The sequence below is a fragment of the Kosakonia sp. HypNH10 genome, from assembly GCF_029850615.1.
Lineage (GTDB): Bacteria > Pseudomonadota > Gammaproteobacteria > Enterobacterales > Enterobacteriaceae > Kosakonia > Kosakonia cowanii.
Map to the genome: position 1 here is coordinate 410,933 of NZ_JAOTIU010000003.1, position 17,877 is coordinate 428,809.

18 protein-coding genes are annotated in these 17,877 nt (G+C 57.0%); 11 read left to right on the forward strand and 7 right to left on the reverse strand.

The features are described from left to right. The 5 genes from sapD to pspF form a co-directional block, all read right to left on the reverse strand. Positions 1-993: a putrescine export ABC transporter ATP-binding protein SapD gene (sapD, locus tag N7V53_RS11370; protein WP_023478893.1), complete on the reverse strand. Its 993-nt coding sequence runs from the start codon at positions 991-993 to the stop codon at positions 1-3. Then, a complete protein-coding gene (gene sapC, locus N7V53_RS11375; protein WP_023478710.1) occupies positions 993-1,883 on the reverse strand; it encodes a putrescine export ABC transporter permease SapC in 891 nt (296 codons plus the stop codon). The genes sapD and sapC overlap by 1 nt, the downstream gene beginning before the upstream one ends. Next, positions 1,870-2,835, reverse strand: coding sequence for a putrescine export ABC transporter permease SapB (sapB, locus tag N7V53_RS11380; RefSeq protein WP_124968217.1), 966 nt, complete (start codon positions 2,833-2,835; stop codon positions 1,870-1,872). The genes sapC and sapB overlap by 14 nt, the downstream gene beginning before the upstream one ends. Continuing rightward, a complete protein-coding gene (gene sapA, locus N7V53_RS11385; protein ID WP_279793419.1) occupies positions 2,832-4,469 on the reverse strand; it encodes an ABC transporter substrate-binding protein SapA in 1,638 nt (545 codons plus the stop codon). Before sapA ends, sapB begins: the two co-directional genes overlap by 4 nt. Before the next feature lie 98 nt (positions 4,470-4,567). After that, entirely contained in the window at positions 4,568-5,557 is a 990-nt protein-coding gene (gene pspF / locus N7V53_RS11390; RefSeq protein ID WP_279793420.1) for a phage shock protein operon transcriptional activator, read from the reverse strand. Between the two features lie 167 nt (positions 5,558-5,724). Between pspF and pspA the strand changes: the two genes are divergently transcribed. The 7 genes from pspA to tyrR all read left to right on the forward strand — a co-directional run bounded on the left by pspA (position 5,725) and on the right by tyrR (position 11,494). After that, positions 5,725-6,393, forward strand: coding sequence for a phage shock protein PspA (gene pspA / locus N7V53_RS11395; RefSeq protein WP_023478673.1), 669 nt, complete (start codon positions 5,725-5,727; stop codon positions 6,391-6,393). Between the two features lie 52 nt (positions 6,394-6,445). Continuing rightward, positions 6,446-6,670 carry an envelope stress response membrane protein PspB gene (gene pspB / locus N7V53_RS11400; RefSeq protein WP_023478697.1) on the forward strand — a complete coding sequence of 75 codons (225 nt, stop codon included), beginning with the start codon at positions 6,446-6,448 and terminating at the stop codon, positions 6,668-6,670. Next, positions 6,670-7,029, forward strand: a complete 360-nt coding sequence (pspC, locus tag N7V53_RS11405; protein ID WP_023478705.1) for an envelope stress response membrane protein PspC — start codon at positions 6,670-6,672, stop codon at positions 7,027-7,029. Before pspB ends, pspC begins: the two co-directional genes overlap by 1 nt. Positions 7,030-7,038: 9 nt before the next feature. Continuing rightward, positions 7,039-7,281, forward strand: a complete 243-nt coding sequence (pspD, locus tag N7V53_RS11410) for a phage shock protein PspD (RefSeq protein WP_023478580.1) — start codon at positions 7,039-7,041, stop codon at positions 7,279-7,281. 70 nt (positions 7,282-7,351) lie between these two features. Then, a complete protein-coding gene (locus N7V53_RS11415; protein ID WP_279793421.1) occupies positions 7,352-8,749 on the forward strand; it encodes a YcjX family protein in 1,398 nt (465 codons plus the stop codon). Beyond that, positions 8,746-9,807, forward strand: a complete 1,062-nt coding sequence (locus tag N7V53_RS11420; RefSeq protein WP_279793422.1) for a TIGR01620 family protein — start codon at positions 8,746-8,748, stop codon at positions 9,805-9,807. Before N7V53_RS11415 ends, N7V53_RS11420 begins: the two co-directional genes overlap by 4 nt. A gap of 145 nt (positions 9,808-9,952) precedes the next feature. Further along, a complete protein-coding gene (gene tyrR / locus N7V53_RS11425) occupies positions 9,953-11,494 on the forward strand; it encodes a transcriptional regulator TyrR (RefSeq protein ID WP_279793423.1) in 1,542 nt (513 codons plus the stop codon). Between the two features lie 66 nt (positions 11,495-11,560). On the opposite strand, the gene tpx is transcribed toward tyrR, so the two are convergent. Continuing rightward, entirely contained in the window at positions 11,561-12,067 is a 507-nt protein-coding gene (gene tpx, locus N7V53_RS11430) for a thiol peroxidase (RefSeq protein WP_279793424.1), read from the reverse strand. A 115-nt stretch (positions 12,068-12,182) separates the two neighbouring features. Between tpx and ycjG the strand changes: the two genes are divergently transcribed. Further along, positions 12,183-13,187 (forward strand): L-Ala-D/L-Glu epimerase, encoded by a 1,005-nt coding sequence (gene ycjG / locus N7V53_RS11435; protein WP_279793425.1) that lies wholly within the window; start codon positions 12,183-12,185, stop codon positions 13,185-13,187. On the opposite strand, the gene mpaA is transcribed toward ycjG, so the two are convergent. Further along, positions 13,139-13,852, reverse strand: a complete 714-nt coding sequence (gene mpaA, locus N7V53_RS11440; protein WP_279793426.1) for a murein tripeptide amidase MpaA — start codon at positions 13,850-13,852, stop codon at positions 13,139-13,141. The genes ycjG and mpaA overlap by 49 nt on opposite strands. Positions 13,853-14,008: 156 nt before the next feature. Here mpaA and N7V53_RS11445 point away from each other — a divergent pair, with 156 nt between their 5' ends. The 3 genes from N7V53_RS11445 to N7V53_RS11455 all read left to right on the forward strand — a co-directional run bounded on the left by N7V53_RS11445 (position 14,009) and on the right by N7V53_RS11455 (position 17,840). Continuing rightward, complete coding sequence (locus tag N7V53_RS11445; protein ID WP_279793427.1) at positions 14,009-15,625, forward strand: ABC transporter substrate-binding protein; 1,617 nt, start codon at positions 14,009-14,011, stop codon at positions 15,623-15,625. A 414-nt stretch (positions 15,626-16,039) separates the two neighbouring features. Then, a complete protein-coding gene (locus N7V53_RS11450) occupies positions 16,040-16,228 on the forward strand; it encodes a YdiH family protein (RefSeq protein ID WP_023478583.1) in 189 nt (62 codons plus the stop codon). Between the two features lie 427 nt (positions 16,229-16,655). Continuing rightward, the gene (locus N7V53_RS11455; RefSeq protein ID WP_279793428.1) at positions 16,656-17,840 is read left to right on the forward strand and encodes a methyl-accepting chemotaxis protein; all 1,185 of its coding nucleotides are present in this window, start codon (positions 16,656-16,658) and stop codon (positions 17,838-17,840) included. The last annotated feature ends 37 nt before the right edge of the window (positions 17,841-17,877 follow it).

The window sequence follows — 17,877 nt, forward strand, 5'->3', positions numbered from 1 at the left end:
TCACTCACTCTCCATATTCAGCGGGAAATGGCAGGCAAACAGGTGATTACGCGGTCCTGCAAGCCGCGGCGTTTCAATACATTTGCGCTGGGCATAGGGGCAGCGCGGCCCGAGGCGGCAGCCAATCGGCAGATGCTCAAGCAGCGGGATCGCGCCTGGCAGCGTATTCAGGCGGCTTTTATGCGGCATTGCGCTGCCAAAATCGGGGATAGCGCGGATCAGTGCCTGGGTATAGGGGTGATGCGGCGTGGCGATCAGATCTTCGCTCGGCGCGGTCTCAACCGTCTGCCCGCAGTACATCACATTGATACGGTCGGCCCACTTGCTCAGCATCTGCAAATCGTGGCTGATCAAAATGATGGTCGTATTGTTGTTCTGGTTCAGCCGGTCGAGCAGGCGGAAAATCTGCGCCTGGGTGGTCGGTTCCATGGCGTTGGTCGGTTCATCGGCAATCAGCAGGCGCGGCTGGTTGGCCAGCGCAATGGCGATCATCACTTTCTGACACTCGCCTTCCGTCAGCTCGTAAGGGAAACTGCGCATCGCATCTTTATGATCTTTAATGCCGACGCGGTGCAGCAGCTCAATCGCCCGGCGTTTGCGCCAGCCCATGCGCTGCCACCATTTGCCTTTAAAGGTCCAGCGCGGGATGTTTTGCATCAGCTGCTTGCCGACACGCTCGGAGGGATCGAGACAGGATTGCGGCTCCTGGAAAATCATCGACACGTTGTGGCCCAGCAGCTTGCGCCGCTCGCGCGCCGAGAGGCGCATCAGGTCGATATCATCAAAGCGCATACGGTCCGCCGTGACGCGCCAGTTATCCTTGGTAACCCCACAGATCGCTTTCGCAATCAGGCTTTTACCGGAGCCGGACTCACCCACCAGCCCACGGATTTCCCCCTCGGCAAGGGTCAGGCTGACGCGGTCGACTGCTTTCACCCATTCAGAACCGGTTTTGACTTCAATAGTCAGGTTACGGATATCAAGAAGCGGCATTACTCCACCCCCGCAGTGATGGCGCGACGGATGCCATCGCCCAGCACGTTAACCAGCAGCACGCTCACCATAATCGCCGCGCCCGGCAGCATTACCGTCCACGGTGCAACATAAATCAGCTCCAGCGCATCGCCCAGCATCGCGCCCCACTCCGGCGAGGGGAGCTGCGCGCCGAGATCGAGAAAGCCCAGCGCGGCAATATCAAGGATCGCCATCGACAGCGCGCGGGTAATCTCCGTCACCATACCGGCAGTGATATTCGGCAGAATCGCGTACCACAAAATATTCATCGTCGACGCGCCATCAAGACGGGCGGCGACAACATACTCTTTTTCCAGCTCGTCATGCACCAGGCTGTAGACCGAGCGCACCATGCGCGGCAAAAGCGCCAGCCAGACGGCAAACATCGCATGGGAGAGATGCGGGCCGACAAAAGCCACCACAATAATCGCCAGCAGCAGGGTTGGCAGCGAGAGCAGGGTATCGAGAATATGGTTCAGCACCGCCGAGCGCAGGCCGTGCGTCGCTCCGGCAAAAACGCCGAGCAGCAGCCCGCACACCGTGGCGGCGAGCGTAACCAGAAACGCGCCGCCAACGGTAGGCGCCGCGCCGCTCAGCAGGCGGCTTAACACATCGCGGCCGAGATCGTCAGTGCCGAGAAAAAACGACACATCGCCATAGCGCGACCACGACGGCGGCAGAAGCTGGTAGCCGAGAAACTGCTGGTCGATGCCGTAAGGGGCGAACCAGTGACCGAACAGGCAGAGCAGCGCCAGCGCGCCGCAGCCATAGAGGCCGATCATCGCGGTGGGATCGCCATAAAAGTGGCGCCACGCGGTACGCAGCGCGCCGGGCGCACGTTTTTCGCTGTAGACGCTATCGTAAGGCATACCATTCCTTATGTTTTAACGGGTTCGCCAGCGCGCCGAGAATATCGGAGAGCACGTTGACGATAATCACTAATGAACCGATAACCATCACGCCGGCGGAGATCGCGGCATAATCCTGCTGGCGGATAGCATTGATCAGCCAGCGGCCCAGCCCCGGCCAGCTAAAGACCACTTCGGTGATCATCGCCAGCGTCAGCATGGTGGAGAATTGCAGCCCGAGGCGCGGGATCACCGGCGGCAGGGCGTTGTGCAGCACATGGCGGCGCAGAATAGTAAAGCGGGACAAACCGCGCGTCGCCGCCGCTTTAATGTAGTTTTTCTCAAACACGTCAATGGTGCTGATACGCATCAGGCGGATCACTTCGGTGGTCGGTGCTACCGCCAGCGTCACCACCGGCAGGATGACGTGGCGCAGGGCGCTCATCAGCATCTCATCGCGCCACGGCGAGTCGGAAATCCAGGCGTCAATCAGCGAAAAACCGGTGACGGTTTTCACTTCATACAGCAGATCAAAACGCCCGGAAACCGGCAGCCAGCCGAGATTGAGAGAGAAGAAGAGGGTAAGCAGCAGCGCCAGCCAGAAGACGGGAATGGAGAAGCCGAGCAGCGCGACGGCGCTGATGGCTTTATCCTGCCAGCGGCCGCGCATCACGCCTGCCAGCATCCCCACCGGAATACCGACCAGCAACGCCGAGCCAAAGGCGAGGATACAGAGCTCCATCGTCGCCGGGAAAACTTCCTGCAACTGCTCGGAAATCAGCTGCCCGTTAATGCTCGAGACGCCAAAATCCCAGTGCAACAGGCCGTTAAACCAGAAGATCCACGCATTCCACAGCGTCGCGCCCTGCAAGGGCGCATGGGGGGTAAAGTAGCTCAGGCTGAAGCCGACAAAGGTCAGTAAAAAGAGGGTGACCAGCAGCAGCAGCAAACGACGCAAAGTAAAAATAATCACGGCGACACCTCTTTTTTATCCCGCGACACGCCAGCGAAAGAGGCGCTGCCGAACGGGCTCAGCACCAGGCCTTTAATATCGTACCGGTACGCCTGCAAGCGCAGGGAGGAGGCGAGCGGCAGCACCGGCAGTTCGCGGGCGAGGATCTGCTGGGCTTCATCATACTCATCGATGCGCGACGCCAGCTGCTGTGAGGCGAGCGCTTTTTGCAGCACCTCATCAAACTCGCGCTGGCACCAGTGGGCAAAGTTGGTTTGCGAATCAATCGCCGCACAGCTCAGCAGCGGGCGGAAGAAGCTATCCGGATCGTTACTGTCCGTGGCCCAGCCGGTGAGCGTCAAATCGTGATTCATGTCCATCAGACGCGCCTCCTGGAAGCGCCCCTCAACCGGCACAATCACCACTTTCACGCCCACCTGCGCCATATCCGCCTGAATCAGCTCGGCGGTTTTCAGCGGGCTGGGGTTCCAGGGCTGCGAACTGGTTGGCACCCACAGTTGCAGGGTGAGGTTCTCCAGCCCCAGCGCTTTCAGGCGCTCGCGCGCCTGTTTCGGATCGTATTCGGTAATATTCGCGTCATTATCGTATGCCCACGACGCGCGGGGCAGGATCGACGCCGCAGTTTCCGCTGTGCCGTAATAGATCGACTGCATCAGGCGTTGGTTATTGATCGACAGCGCCAGCGCGTGACGCACTGCCGGATTGTTGAGCGGCGGTTTGTTGGTATTGAACGCCAGGTAAGCGATGTTCATCCCCGGACGCAGGGTTAAACGCAGCCGCGGGTCGTCACGCAAAATCGTCAGCTGGCTGGCAGCAGGCCACGCCAGTACATCGCACTCGCCGGTGAGTAGTTTCGATAAACGACCGGTGCCGCCAGAGCCAAGATCGACAACCACTTGCTGCATCAACGGCTTGCCGAGCCAGAACTTTTCGTGACGTTGTAACCGAACGTACTGTCCGGCGCGATACTCATCCAGCTGGAACGGCCCGGTGCCGACCGGCTGACGGTCAATCAGCTCCTGATGGTCGTTTTTTTGCAATTGCGCGGCATACTCTGCCGACATCACCGAGGCGTAGTGCGTGGCGAGATGCCATAAGAAGGAGGCATCCGGCTTTTTCAGGCGAAACTCGACGGTGCGGTTATCCAGCTTGCGCACGCTCTCCACCGAGTCGGCAAATTGCAGGCTGTCGAAATAGGGGAAGCTGTCGCCATTGACGTTATGCCACGGATGGTGGCGATCGAAAATGCGCTGGAAGGTAAACACCACATCGTCAGCATTCAGCGTGCGGGTGGGAGTAAACCACGCGGTATGCTGGAAATTGACGCCGCTGCGCAAGCGAAAACGGTAGGTTGCGCCGTTATCCAGCACCTCCCAGCTCTCCGCCAGCTCCGGCACCAGACGATAAGTATAAGGATCAACATCCAGCAGGCGGCTATAAAGCTGCGCGGCGAGGGTGTCGACAATCAGCCCGCTGCTCGCTTTTTGCGGGTTAAAGGTATTAACCTGGCCATTCACGCAATAGACAAAGCCGCTGTCGCGGATATCCGGCGCGGCGGCGGGCAGAGGCGCAGCCTGAGCCGTACCGGTCGCCAGCAGTGCGGTGAAAAGCAGGGAAGAGAAAACCAGACGCATGATTTTTTCAACGGTTTTAAAGTAATGGGCAAAGTGTATCGCACTTACCTGGGCTACGTACAAATGTCTGCGGACAACTGCTGTTATTGTCGACGATTTCAGCGTATTTGATGCTTTTTCAGCAGTGCGCGTAGCTGGTGATAGGTTAAACCAAGCCGCTCTGCCGCCCGTTTCTGGTTGAATTCGGCCTGTTGCAGGCTCTGCTCGAGCAGGTTTTTCTCCTGATCGAGCTGAAACTGTCGCAGATCCAGCGGCAGTTCGGGCAGCGAAGTTGCGCTATTTTCTTGCCTCGGCGCTGGCGCTTTTTCACTCACATCACGGCGGAAAGGGTCGAGGATAATGGTGTCCAGCGGCGTGTCGCTGCTGCCGTGACGGTAGACGGATCGCTCCACCACGTTTTTCAGCTCGCGGATGTTTCCCGGCCAGCCATAGTTCATCAGCACCTCGCGGGCATGCTCGGTAAAACCCGGGAAAAGCGGCATATGCAGTTCACGGCACATCTGGATGGCGAAATGGTCAGCCATCAGCATGATATCGCTCTGGCGCTGGCGCAGCGGCGGTAACAGCACCACATCAAAGGCCAGCCGGTCGAGCAGGTCGGCGCGAAAGGTTCCTTCCTGCACCATCTGCGGCAGATCGGCGTTGGTGGCGCACACTAGCCGTACATTAACCTGTAACGGCTGGCTGCCGCCGACGCGCTCCAGCTCGCCATACTCAATCACCCGCAGCAACTTCTCCTGCACCAGCATCGGCGCGGTTGCCAGCTCATCCAGAAACAGCGTACCGCCGTCGGCGCGCTCAAAACGGCCAGGGTGGCGCTTCTGCGCCCCGGTAAAGGCGCCCGCTTCATGACCAAACAGCTCGCTGTCGAGCAGGTTTTCATTCAGCGCCGCGCAGTTTAAGGAGATAAACGGCCCCTGCCAGCGCGAGGAGAGATAGTGCAGGCGGTTGGCAATCAGCTCTTTACCGGTGCCGCGCTCGCCGATAATCAGCACCGGTTTATCGATCGGTGCAAGGCGGGAAACCTGTTCCAGTACCTCAATAAAGCTGTTGGCTTCGCCAAGAAGGTTATCTTTCTGTTCTGCCATGATGAAATTCGCCACAAGTTGGTCTCTTTAACCACTCTAGTCTAAGTTATGGTTAAGGTAAAATCATTCATTCCCTTTATAATCAAGCAGATGAAAAGTTGGCACGGAGATTGTATTAATCAGGCAGCAGGGCTCAGCCCGATAACAGAAATCAAGAGGATTAGATTATGGGTATTTTTTCTCGTTTTGCCGACATCGTGAACGCCAACATCAACTCGCTGCTGGAGAAAGCGGAAGATCCGCAAAAACTGGTCCGCCTGATGATCCAGGAGATGGAAGATACGCTGGTTGAAGTGCGTTCTACTTCTGCACGTGCGCTGGCTGAAAAGAAACAGTTAACGCGCCGTATTGAGCAGGCGAGCGCACAGCAGGCTGAATGGCAGGAAAAAGCCGAACTGGCGCTGCGTAAAGAGAAAGAAGATCTGGCGCGTGCGGCGCTGATCGAAAAACAGAAAGTGACCACGCTTATCGAAACGCTGGAGCAGGAAGTGACGCTGGTTGATGAAAGCCTGGCGCGCATGAAGAAAGAGATTGGCGAGCTGGAGAACAAACTGAGCGAAACCCGTGCTCGCCAGCAGGCGCTGACGCTGCGTCACCAGGCTGCCAGCTCCTCGCGCGATGTGCGCCGTCAACTCGACAGCGGCAAAATGGATGAAGCAATGGCTCGCTTTGAGTCCTTCGAGCGTCGTATCGACCAGATGGAAGCCGAAGCGGAAAGCCACGGTTTTGGTAAGCAAAAACCGCTGGATCAGCAGTTTGCCGATTTGCAGGCAGATGATGAAATCAGCGAGCAACTGGCGCAACTGAAAGCCAGAATGAAACAGGACAACCAATAATAACGAGCGGCGGCATCAGAAGATGCCGCTGGCATCCCTGTAAGGAGTACACATGAGCACGCTTTTTCTGGCTATACCCCTGACGTTATTCATTCTGTTTGTTTTACCGGTCTGGTTATGGCTGCACTACAACAACCGCGCTTCACGCGGCGCGCTTAACCAGAACGAACAGCAACGTTTGCTGCAACTGACGGATGAAGCAACGCGCATGCGCGAACGCATTCAGGCGCTGGAAGATATTCTGGATGCAGAACATCCAAACTGGAGAGATCGCTGATGGCTACCCTCAATCTGAATAAAAAATTATGGCGTATTCCGCAGCGCGGTAAGCTCGGCGGCGTCTGCGCCGGTATCGCGGAATATCTCGATATCCAGGTCAGACTGGTGCGTATCATCACCGTGCTGGCGATGCTGTTTGGCCTCTTTTTCTTTGTCGTCGTCGCCTATATCGCGCTCTATTTTGCGCTCGATCCGCTGCCGGATAACTACACTGAAGGTGAAGTTCCGGCCAGCAACAGCGAGTTGCTGGATGCAGTAGATGCCCAGTTGGCCGCCGGCGAGAGCCGTTTGCGCCAGATGGAGCGTTATGTCACATCCGATACGTTCTCGCTGCGTAGCCGTTTTCGTCAGCTTTAAGAGGTGAATATGAATCGACACTGGCAACAGGTAAACCGCAATGTCAAACCCGGCCTGAAGCTGGTCGGCAAACTGATGTTGCTGACCGCACTGCGCGTTGGACCTGCGGGCGTGGCGGGCTGGGCGGTAAAATCCGTTGCCCGTCGACCATTGAAAATGGTGCTGGCATTCGCACTGGAGCCGCTTCTTAAGCGCGCGGCGAATAAGCTCTCCCGCCGCTTTGATAACAAGCCTGTTACGCGTAAGCGTTGACAACTGCGTCGCCGCCCATATCTCATAGTGAGCAGGACTCTTCCGGATTTAAGGGCGCATACGCATGGCGATGGAACGAATACGAAACGAAATCAACTCGCTGGTCAACCGCGGCATGGACAAGCATCTCCGTCTCGCGGTGACCGGCCTTAGCCGCAGCGGTAAAACCGCGTTTATCACCGCGCTGGTTAATCAACTTCTCTCAATTCACACCGGCGCACGCCTGCCGCTGTTCAGCGCGGTGCGCGAAGAGCGCTTACTCGGCGTTAAACGCGTTCCCCAGCGTGATTTCGGCATTCCCCGTTTTACCTATGATGAAGGGCTGGCTCAGCTTTACGGCTCGCCGCCGGTATGGCCAACCCCGACGCGCGGCGTGAGTGAAATCCGCCTCGCGCTGCGCTTTCGCTCCCGCGACTCGCTATTACGTCACTTTAAAGAGACCTCCACGCTCTATCTGGAAATTGTCGACTACCCCGGCGAGTGGCTGCTCGATCTGCCGATGCTGGCGCAGGATTACCTGAGCTGGTCGCGGCAGATGACCGGTCTGCTTAGCGGGCAGCGCCAGGCCTGGTCTGAGAAATGGCGCGCGCTCTGCGCCGGACTCGATCCGCTTGCGCCCGCCGATGAGAACCGGCTGGCAGAGATTGCCGCCGCCTGGACCGAGTACCTGCACCAGTGCAAGCGCGAAGGGCTGCACTTTATTCAGCCGGGGCGATTTGTGCTGCCGGGCGATATGGCAGGCGCACCGGCATTGCAGTTCTTCCCGTGGCCGGATGTTGATGGTACCGGCGAGGCGAAGCTGGCGCAGGCCGACAGGCACACCAACGCCGGGATGCTGCGCGAACGCTATCAGTACTACTGCGATCATGTGGTAAAAGGCTTTTATAAAAACCACTTCCTGAAATTTGACCGGCAGATCGTGCTGGTTGACTGCCTGCAACCGCTTAACAACGGCCCGCAAGCCTTTAACGATATGCGCCTCGCGCTTACTCAACTGATGCAGAGCTTCCACTACGGCCAGCGAACGCTGTTTCGCCGTCTCTTTTCGCCGGTGATCGATAAGCTGCTCTTTGCCGCCACCAAGGCGGACCACATCACCGTCGATCAGCACGCCAATATGGTGTCGCTCCTGCAACAGCTGATTCAGGACGCGTGGCAAAACGCCGCCTTTGAAGGCATCAGCATGGATTGTATGGGGCTGGCTTCCATTCAGGCGACGCAGAGCGGAATGATCGAGGTTAACGGCGAGACGATTCCGGCGTTACGCGGTCACCGATTAAGCGACGGTTCGCCGCTCACCTTCTACCCCGGCGAAGTGCCGGCGCGCTTGCCGGGGCAGGCATTCTGGGAGAAGCAGGGCTTTAATTTCGAGGCGTTTCGCCCGCAGGTGATGGATGTCGATTCGCCGCTGCCGCACATCCGGCTGGATGCCGCGCTGGAGTTTTTACTGGGAGATAAATTGCGATGACCGAGCCGCTAAAACCGCGTATCGATTTCACCGGGCCGCTGGAGACGCCAGCGCAGGAGCAGTTTAAACAGGCGCAGCGCTTTGACGCTCTCGCCGCCGAGAAGTTTGCCCCGGTTGCCGTAGATGAACTGCCCGAAGAGGGGCAGGCGGAAGCGGTAGTTGAAGCCGCGTTGCGCCCGAAGCGCACATTGTGGCGCAAAATGGTCACCGCCGGGCTGGCACTGGCCGGTATTACCGTTATTGGTCAGGGCGTGCAGTGGGCGATCAATGCCTGGCAGACCCAGGACTGGGTGGCGCTCGGTGGCTGCGCAGCGGGTACGCTGATCGTTGGCGCAGGCGTCGGATCAATTGCCAGCGAGTGGCGGCGGCTGTGGCGTTTACGTCAGCGCGCGCACGAGCGCGATGAAGCGCGCGAACTGTTGCAGAGCCACGGCACCGGCAAAGGACGCGCTTTTTGCGAAAAACTGGCGCAGCAGGCGGGGCTTGATAAATCCCATCCCGCCTTGCAGCGCTGGTACGCGGCGATCCATGAAACCCAGAGCGACCGCGAAATCGTTACGCTCTACGCCTACCTGGTGCAGCCGGTGCTGGATGCGCAGGCGCGGCGAGAAATCAGCCGCTCGGCGGCGGAATCGACGCTGATGATTGCCGTCAGCCCGCTGGCGATGGTCGATATGGCGTTTATCGCCTGGCGCAATCTGCGCTTAATTAACCGCATTGCCGCGCTCAATGGTATTGAGCTGGGTTATTACAGCCGCCTGCGTCTTTTTCGCCTGGTGCTGCTGAATATGGCTTTTGCCGGGGCCAGCGAACTGGTGCGCGAAGTGGGGATGGACTGGATGTCGCAGGATCTGGCAGCCAGGCTCTCAGCCCGCGCAGCGCAGGGGATCGGTGCCGGGCTGCTTACCGCGCGCCTCGGCATTAAAGCGATGGAGCTTTGCCGTCCGCTGCCGTGGATCGATGGTGACAAACCCAGGCTCGGCGATTTCCGCCGTCAGTTAATCACTCAGGTCAAAGAGACGCTACAGAAAGGCAAATCCTCCGGCACAGCCGGTTAGAAGGCAGGCGCTGCGCGCTTATCTTTACGCCGCCGCGCCGCTTTTTTCCGCAGGCTGTCAATATTTGTTGACAGACATCTTCCTGCCGACCGTTAAGTGGCATATCATCCTTTCATTACGTGAATGAATAAGGGTGAAGGTTCCCATGCGTCTTGAAGTTTTTTGTGAGGACCGGCTTGGTCTGACACGCGAATTACTTGATCTGCTGGTGTTGCGCGGTATCGATCTGCGCGGCATTGAGATCGATCCCATCGGGCGTATCTACCTCAATTTCGCCGCGCTCGACTTTAACAGCTTCAGCAGCCTGATGGCGGAGATCCGCCGTATTCAGGGCGTCACCGACGTCCGCACCGTGCTGTGGATGCCCTCCGAGCGCGAACACCGCGCGATGAGCGCACTGCTTGAAGCGCTGCCGGAACCGGTGCTGTCGCTTGATATGAAGTGCAAAATCGAACTGGCAAACGCCGCCAGCGCGCAGCTCTTTGGCCAACAGCCGGATAAACTGCTCAATCATAATGCGGCTCAATTAATCACCGGTTTCAACTTCCAGCGCTGGCTGGAGGGCAATCCGCAGCATTCGCATAACGAACATGTGGTGATCGGCGGGCAGAACTTCCTGATGGAAATCACGCCGGTGCATCTGGAAGGGGAAACCGGCGAGGCGGTGCTGACCGGCGCGGTAGTGATGCTGCGCTCGACGGCGCGAATGGGCCGCCAGTTGCAAAATATCAGCCAGCAGGATGTCAGTGCGTTCAGCCAGATTGTCGCCGTCAGCCCGAAAATGCGCCACGTGGTTGAGCAGGCGCGCAAGCTGGCAACCCTCACCGCACCGCTGCTGATTACCGGCGACACCGGCACCGGGAAGGATCTGCTGGCGCACGCCTGTCATCTTTCCAGCCCGCGCGCGGCAAAACCCTATCTGGCGCTGAACTGCGCCTCGATTCCTGAAGAGTCTGTCGAAAGCGAGCTGTTTGGCCATGCGCCGGAAGGCAAAAAGGGCTTTTTCGAGCAGGCGAACGGCGGTTCGGTGCTGCTGGATGAGATTGGCGAGATGTCGCCGCGTATGCAGGTGAAACTGCTGCGTTTCCTTAATGATGGTACTTTCCGTCGCGTTGGTGAAGATCACGAAGTGCACGTTGATGTGCGGGTGATCTGCGCGACGCAGCGTAACCTTGTGGAGCTGGTGCAGAAGGGGCTGTTCCGCGAAGATCTCTACTACCGCCTGAACGTGCTGACCCTCAATCTGCCGCCGCTGCGCGACCGCCCACAGGATATCGTGCCGCTGACCGAACTGTTTGTTGCGCGCTTTGCTGATGAACAGGGTTTACCGCGGCCGAAACTCGCCCACGATTTGACGCAGCTGCTTAGCCGCTATAACTGGCCGGGCAACGTGCGCCAGCTGAAAAACGCCATCTATCGCGCCTTAACCCAGCTGGAGGGGTATGAACTGCGCGCGCAGGATATTCAGCTGCCGGATTACGATGCGGCCACCTTGCCGGTCGGGGATGATGCGATGGAGGGATCGCTGGATGATATCACCAGCCGCTTCGAGCGCTCGGTGTTAACCCAGCTCTATCGAAATTACCCCAGCACGCGCAAGCTGGCGAAGCGCCTCGGCGTCTCGCATACGGCGATTGCCAACAAGCTGCGGGAGTATGGCTTAAGCCAGAAGAAGAGCGACGAGTAGCTTGTAACAATAAAAAAGGCCGGATAGCGGTAAGCGCTTATCCGGCCTGTTTCATTCCAGAGGCGATTAGCCTTTCAGCACGTCCAGTGCAGCGGTGTAATCCGGCTCGTTGGTGATCTCATTCACCAGCTCGCTGAAAATAACCGTATCGTTCTCATCAAGCACTACGACCGCACGTGCAGCCAGACCTTTCAGCGCGCCGTCGGAGATACCGACGCCATAGCTATCGAGGAAATCGGCACCGCGCAGGGTGGAGAGGGTAACAACGTTGCTCAGGCCTTCCGCGCCGCAGAAGCGGGACTGGGCAAACGGCAGGTCAGCAGAGATGCACAGCACAACGGTGTTGTTCATCTCTGTCGCCAGCTGGTTGAATTTGCGCACGGAAGCGGCGCAAACACCGGTATCGATGCTCGGGAAAATGTTCAGCACTTTGCGCTTACCGGCGAACTGGCTCAGCGCAACATCGGAGAGATCTTTAGCGACAAGCGTGAACGGCTGCGCTTTTGCGCCAACCTGCGGAATAGCGCCAGCAACGGGAACCGGGTTGCCCTGAAAATGAACGAGTTGCGACATAATAGCTTCCTGTTTACATATAGTTAACGTCGGCGCTAGTTTATGCCATCGTTCGAGACCACGGCAAACCAATTTTCGTATCTATACTGGTTTACATTCCGTCAAAGGAGCATGTATGAGAAATGTGAACGTTTATGAGGAAACCTGGCCGCTGCATTCGCCGTTTGTGATTTCGCGCGGCGCGCGCAGTGAAGCGAAAGTCGTGGTGGTCGAACTGGAAGAGGACGGGATCAAAGCGGTTGGCGAATGTACCCCTTACGCGCGCTACGGCGAGAGCGAGGCCTCGGTGATGGCGCAAATCATGACCATTGTGCCGCAGCTGCAAAACCGCCTTAGCCGTGAAGCGTTGCAAACCCTGTTGCCGCCCGGTGCGGCGCGCAATGCCGTCGATTGCGCCCTGTGGGATCTGGCGGCGCGCAAAGCGGGGCGTTCGCTGGCGCACTATACCGGCGTAACCCTGCCGGAAACCGTCATCACCGCGCAAACGGTGGTGATCGGCACACCAGAACAGATGGCTGCCAGCGCGGCGGCACTGAGCGAAACCGGCGCCGGGTTGCTTAAAATCAAACTTGATGATCATCTTATTAGCGAGCGGCTGGTGGCGATCCGCGCCGCCGCGCCAGAGGCAACGCTGATTGTCGATGCTAACGAGTCGTGGCACAGCGAAGGACTCGCCGCGCGCTGCCAGCTGCTGGCTGATTTAGGCGTGGCGATGCTTGAGCAGCCACTGCCTGCTGGCGAGGACGCGGCGCTGATCAACTTTATCCACCCGTTACCGATCTGCGCTGATGAGAGCTGCCACACGCGCGAAAGTCTCGATGCGCTGCAGGGGCGCTATGAGATGGTCAACATTAAGCTGGATAAAACCGGCGGCCTGACCGAAGCGCTGGCACTGGCTCATGAAGCCGCCGAGCGCGGCTTCGGATTGATGCTCGGTTGCATGATCTGCACGTCACGCGCCATTTCGGCTGCGCTGCCGCTGGTCAGTGGTGTGCGCTTCGCCGATCTTGATGGCCCCACCTGGCTGGCGGTGGATGTCGAGCCGTCGCTGCGTTTCTCCACCGGCGAGCTTCATCTTTCAGCATCCCAGCAAAGCAGCGAGGTCATTGCCGCGAGATAGTCTTCGCTGGCGGCATCGGCTGAGATCGGCGGCAGTTCCATGGTAATGCAGGGCAGGTTGATCTCCGCACACCAACTGCCGAAGGAGCCGGGCGTTTCATACCCGACGCTTTTCACTAACGGCAGCGAAAAAGCCTGCGCCAGCCACTCGCCGAGCGGGCTTTCGCGAGGATCTTCCACGCAGGCCAGCGGATCGTGAAAGCTGACCACCCACGCCGGATGCAGGCGATGAATTAACTGACAGAGCGCACGGGTTTCCGGCTCGGAACCCGGAGCCGCCCCCGTATGCAACACCACATCCCGCTCGGGCGCCGCGCTGTTCCAGCGATAAACAGTCTCGCCCGCCTTCCAGTTTGCCGCCGGAAAGTTACGGTTGAGATCGACGCCGTTGGCGTTAGCACGCAAACCGAGCTGACAACCATCCGGATTGACCGCCAGCACCACGTGATGATGGCGCAGATCGCTCCTGAGCGTGCGCATGGCGCAGGAGAGGGCGACCATGGCGGCATTTTCGTCCCCGTGCGTACCGGCAATAATCAGCCCGCTTTTTGCCGTTGCCAGCGGTGCCGGAAACCAGAAAAGCGGGGCACCGAGCAGGGACTCGCCATACTGCTGACGGCTATCGGCAAAGTTTCCCCGTAAAGAGCGCGGACGTGTCGCTGGCATAGGTTTACCTGTTTCTGCATTGAATAAACCAAGTGTTGGATAGAAAGCGGTGCGACGCAAATCATTTTCCTGATGTATGAGTTTGCATTCCTTAGAGCTAAAACAAATAATTACCGCATCTTTTTTGCGGGATGTGGCACATCACAAGGGGCTTTCATGACATACCGATTTTCAAAACTTTGCTGCGCGCTGGCGCTGTGCGGCTTATCTGTCAGCGTGTTTGCAGCGGATGTGCCGCCGGGAACCCCGCTTGCGGAAAAACAAGACGTGGTGCGCCACCTCAAAGATGAGCCGGCAACGCTCGATCCGGCAAAAGCCGTTGGCCTGCCGGAAATTCAGGTGATCCGCGACCTGTTTGAAGGTCTGGTCAATCAGAATGAGAAGGGTGAAATCATTCCCGGCGTGGCGAAAAGCTGGCAGAGCAGCGATAACCGCATCTGGACCTTTACGCTGCGTGATGATGCCCGCTGGTCCGACGGCACGCCGGTCACGGCGCAGGATTTTGTCTACAGCTGGCAGCGGCTGGTTAATCCGCAAACCACGTCCCCATTTGCTGGCTTCGCTGCGTTAGCGGGCATCAGTAATGCGAAAGCGATTACCGATGGCAAAATGGCAGTTGATAAACTGGGCGTCAGCGCGGTGGATGCAAAAACGCTGCGCGTGCAGCTTGATAAGCCGCTGCCGTGGTTCCCGAACCTGGCGGCCAGTTTTGCGCTCTATCCGGTGCAGAAAAAGAACGTCGAGAGCGGCGCAGAGTGGACGCGTCCCGGCAATCTGGTCGGTAACGGCGCATTTGTGCTGACTGACCGCGTGGTGAATGAAAAGCTGGAGCTGGCGCGTAATAAACAGTACTGGGACGATGGCAAAACGGTGATCAATAAGGTGACCTTTGTGCCGATCAATCAGGAGTCCGCCGCCACCAAACGCTATCTGGCGAATGGCGTTGATATCACCGAATCTTTCCCGAAAAACCTCTACCAGAAGCTGCAAAAAGAGATCCCGGGTCAGGTCTATACGCCGCCGCAGCTGGGCACCTATTACTACGCGTTCAATACTCAGAAGGGGCCGACGGCAGATGCGCGCGTGCGCCTGGCGTTGAGCTTAACCATCGATCGCCGGGTGATTGCCGAGAAAGTGTTGGGCAGCGGCGAGAAACCGGCGTGGCGCTTTACCCCGGATGTGACCGCCGGGTTTAGGCCGAAGCCGTCGCCGTTTGAACAGATGAGCCAGCCCGAGCTCAACGCACAGGCGAAAACTCTGTTGCAGGCGGCGGGTTACGGCCCGCAGCGGCCACTGAAGCTGACGCTGCTTTATAACTCCTCTGAGAACCATCAAAAGATTGCTATTGCGGTGGCCTCGATGTGGAAGAAAAATCTCGGCGCGGAGGTGAAGCTGCAAAATCAGGAGTGGAAAACCTATATCGATAGCCGTAACAGCGGCAATTTCGATGTCATTCGCGCCTCGTGGGTCGGGGATTACAACGAGCCATCGACCTTTCTCTCGGTGCTGACCTCCAACAGCAGCAGCAACATCCCGCGTTTTAGCGATGCGGCTTATGACAAAGCGTTTAACCAGGCGACACAGGAAAATACGCCGGAAGCGCGCAATGCTGATTACAACGAAGCGGAACAGATCATCTCCAGCAAAGCGCCGATTGCGCCCATTTACCAGTACACCAACGCGCGGTTGATCAAGCCGTGGCTGAAGGGCTACCCGATCACCAACCCGGAAGATGTGGCCTACAGCCGTACGCTTTACATCATCAAACACTGATAAAAAAATCCCCCTTGCATCACGGGAGGTAAGGGGGAAAGTCGTTGATTACTGAATGTTTCCTGTCTGGGCAGGTATGGCGAAAATTTTAGTTAGGCATTGTGGAGGCACAATGGAGGAAAAAAGGAGACGCAGCCGCAGATGAGCAAAGGGCAAAAAAAAGCCCGCTACAGAGAGCGGGCAAAAAATACTGGAAGCAATGTGAGCAATGTCGTACTGAATAGTTGAGTGGGTTACTCAACTATTCAGTAATGAGAAAGATAATCTTTATCATTTGAACATGCAACTCCTTTTTACATTTTTCCCGCAGGCCGCGTATAGCGGGCGTTTCCGGCAGATTTTTCCGACATTGGTCAAAAAACAGGCAGCTATTTGTGCTATAGTGCTGATGTTTTAACCAACCAAGAGGATGTTATGTCGAACCCACTCAACCCTACCGAACTGGCCATCGAATACCTGCGTCGCGACAAAAGCGCGCTTACCCCGGCTGAATACCTGAAAAGACTGAATCTGCTGAAACTTGAGTTTGAAGATCTGCTTACGCTCTCCCATAGTGAACTGAAAGAGGAGATCGACTTTGCCTGGCGGCTTGGCATCCACTGATTGTCGCACCACGTTAAAAACGAAAGAGGCGTTATGCTGGCTTGTAAACAAGCAGCAGCGCCTGTTTGATTTCGCTATTAAATAAATAAACGGCTGGATTTAACATATTATTATCGGCATTAAAAACCAAATCTTTAATTATTTAAACAAGCTTTATTCTGGCTAAATTAAATATGTAGCGCGTCAAAATTATCTCGCTAATTAAACTCTTTTTATATGATATATTGTTATGCCCGCAATCTGTTTTTGCCTGTTTTGTGGTTTTTTGTGCTGACGAGATTGCTATGGAAAGGTCAATTCATATTACTTAAGTAAAATCTAAGGCGCTTTAAGGCAAACCTGGCATTGCGCTAAATTAGCCGTGTCAAAGCGGATTGCGAGTGTTATAACGAGGCTACCGTTCTCCGGTGTTCTGGCGAGTCTCATTATGTTAAGAAATCTCAGTGTTCGTACTTTTATATTTTTTTACCTTCTGGTCTCTTTTGTTATCGTTGATGCGATAGTGATCGTGCTCTCGAAAAATATCCCATTAATTGCTGCGGTAAGTAGCGTGTCCGTTATTTCGCTGGCATTAATATGGATATATTTAACGCAGTATCTGGTGACGCCAATTAATACGGTGAAGAGAAGTATTGAAGCGGTAACAGCAGGTAATCTGTCGATTGTTATTCCTGAATTTGGTAATAACTGCGCCGGCCGGTTAATCCCTGGTATCAATAGTTTATCTGCAAGTATTGCCGTGCTGGTCAAAGAGATACGCCTCTCCTCTGATAATGCGCTCGGGCTTTCCGCCCAGCTCGCTTCACGCAGTGCCGATTTGTCGGTGAAAACGGAAGAGCAATCCGCAGCACTGGTGCAGACCGCCTCCAGCATGGAAGAGATGGCTTCCAGCACCAAAAACAACGCCGATAATACGCGGCTTGCCAGCACCCGCGCTAATGATGCCTCTTCCTGCGCTGAACGCGGCGGCCAGTTAATGGGGCAGGTGGCGAAGAATATGCAATCCATTACCGATTGCGCGGAGCAGATGCGCGAAATTATCTCCATTATTGATGGCATCGCTTTTCAGACCAATATTCTGGCGCTGAACGCCGCGGTGGAAGCGGCGCGCGCCGGCGATCACGGCAAAGGTTTCTCGGTGGTGGCGGGCGAAGTGCGCAGCCTTGCGCACCGTAGCGCCGAGGCGGCGAAGAACATTAAATCGCTGATTGCCGTCACGACCGATAACGTCACTCAGGGCGCGACAGTGGTGAGCGAAGCCGGGCAGAACATGCAGGAGATTGTCTCCGGTGCCAGCATTGTCAGTAAGCTGATGGATGAGATTGCCGTCTCCACGCTGCAACAGGAGAAGGGTATTGCGCAAATCACCCTTGCACTGGCGGAGCTGGAGCAGGTTACGCAAAGCAACGTATCGGTGGTTGATGAACTTGCCGGTTCGTCGGATCTACTGAAACATCGCGTTGAAGAGTTACAGCAGCGCACCAGTAAATTTAGCCTGGCTGATGAAAAGCCTGCGCCTGCGCGTCAACGCGATGCGCAGCCAGAGAAGCCGCGGGCTCCGCTTACGGCGGCGGTCGGTGGCGGCCAGGAGAACTACTGGCACTCGTTTTGATAGCGCCCTAGTGGATAAAAAGCCCGCACTGCGGGCT

Coding starts and splice junctions, on each gene's coding strand:
- N7V53_RS11420 (WP_279793422.1), top strand. CDS start 8,746: ATGACCGAGCCGCTAAAACCGCGTATCGATTTCACCGGGCCGCTGGAG.
- sapA (WP_279793419.1), bottom strand. CDS start 4,469: ATGCGTCTGGTTTTCTCTTCCCTGCTTTTCACCGCACTGCTGGCGACC.
- tpx (WP_279793424.1), bottom strand. CDS start 12,067: ATGTCGCAACTCGTTCATTTTCAGGGCAACCCGGTTCCCGTTGCTGGC.
- N7V53_RS11450 (WP_023478583.1), top strand. CDS start 16,040: ATGTCGAACCCACTCAACCCTACCGAACTGGCCATCGAATACCTGCGT.
- pspC (WP_023478705.1), top strand. CDS start 6,670: ATGGCTACCCTCAATCTGAATAAAAAATTATGGCGTATTCCGCAGCGC.
- N7V53_RS11455 (WP_279793428.1), top strand. CDS start 16,656: ATGTTAAGAAATCTCAGTGTTCGTACTTTTATATTTTTTTACCTTCTG.
- pspD (WP_023478580.1), top strand. CDS start 7,039: ATGAATCGACACTGGCAACAGGTAAACCGCAATGTCAAACCCGGCCTG.
- sapD (WP_023478893.1), bottom strand. CDS start 993: ATGCCGCTTCTTGATATCCGTAACCTGACTATTGAAGTCAAAACCGGT.
- N7V53_RS11415 (WP_279793421.1), top strand. CDS start 7,352: ATGGAACGAATACGAAACGAAATCAACTCGCTGGTCAACCGCGGCATG.
- mpaA (WP_279793426.1), bottom strand. CDS start 13,852: ATGCCAGCGACACGTCCGCGCTCTTTACGGGGAAACTTTGCCGATAGC.
- pspB (WP_023478697.1), top strand. CDS start 6,446: ATGAGCACGCTTTTTCTGGCTATACCCCTGACGTTATTCATTCTGTTT.
- sapC (WP_023478710.1), bottom strand. CDS start 1,883: ATGCCTTACGATAGCGTCTACAGCGAAAAACGTGCGCCCGGCGCGCTG.
- pspA (WP_023478673.1), top strand. CDS start 5,725: ATGGGTATTTTTTCTCGTTTTGCCGACATCGTGAACGCCAACATCAAC.
- tyrR (WP_279793423.1), top strand. CDS start 9,953: ATGCGTCTTGAAGTTTTTTGTGAGGACCGGCTTGGTCTGACACGCGAA.
- N7V53_RS11445 (WP_279793427.1), top strand. CDS start 14,009: ATGACATACCGATTTTCAAAACTTTGCTGCGCGCTGGCGCTGTGCGGC.
- ycjG (WP_279793425.1), top strand. CDS start 12,183: ATGAGAAATGTGAACGTTTATGAGGAAACCTGGCCGCTGCATTCGCCG.
- pspF (WP_279793420.1), bottom strand. CDS start 5,557: ATGGCAGAACAGAAAGATAACCTTCTTGGCGAAGCCAACAGCTTTATT.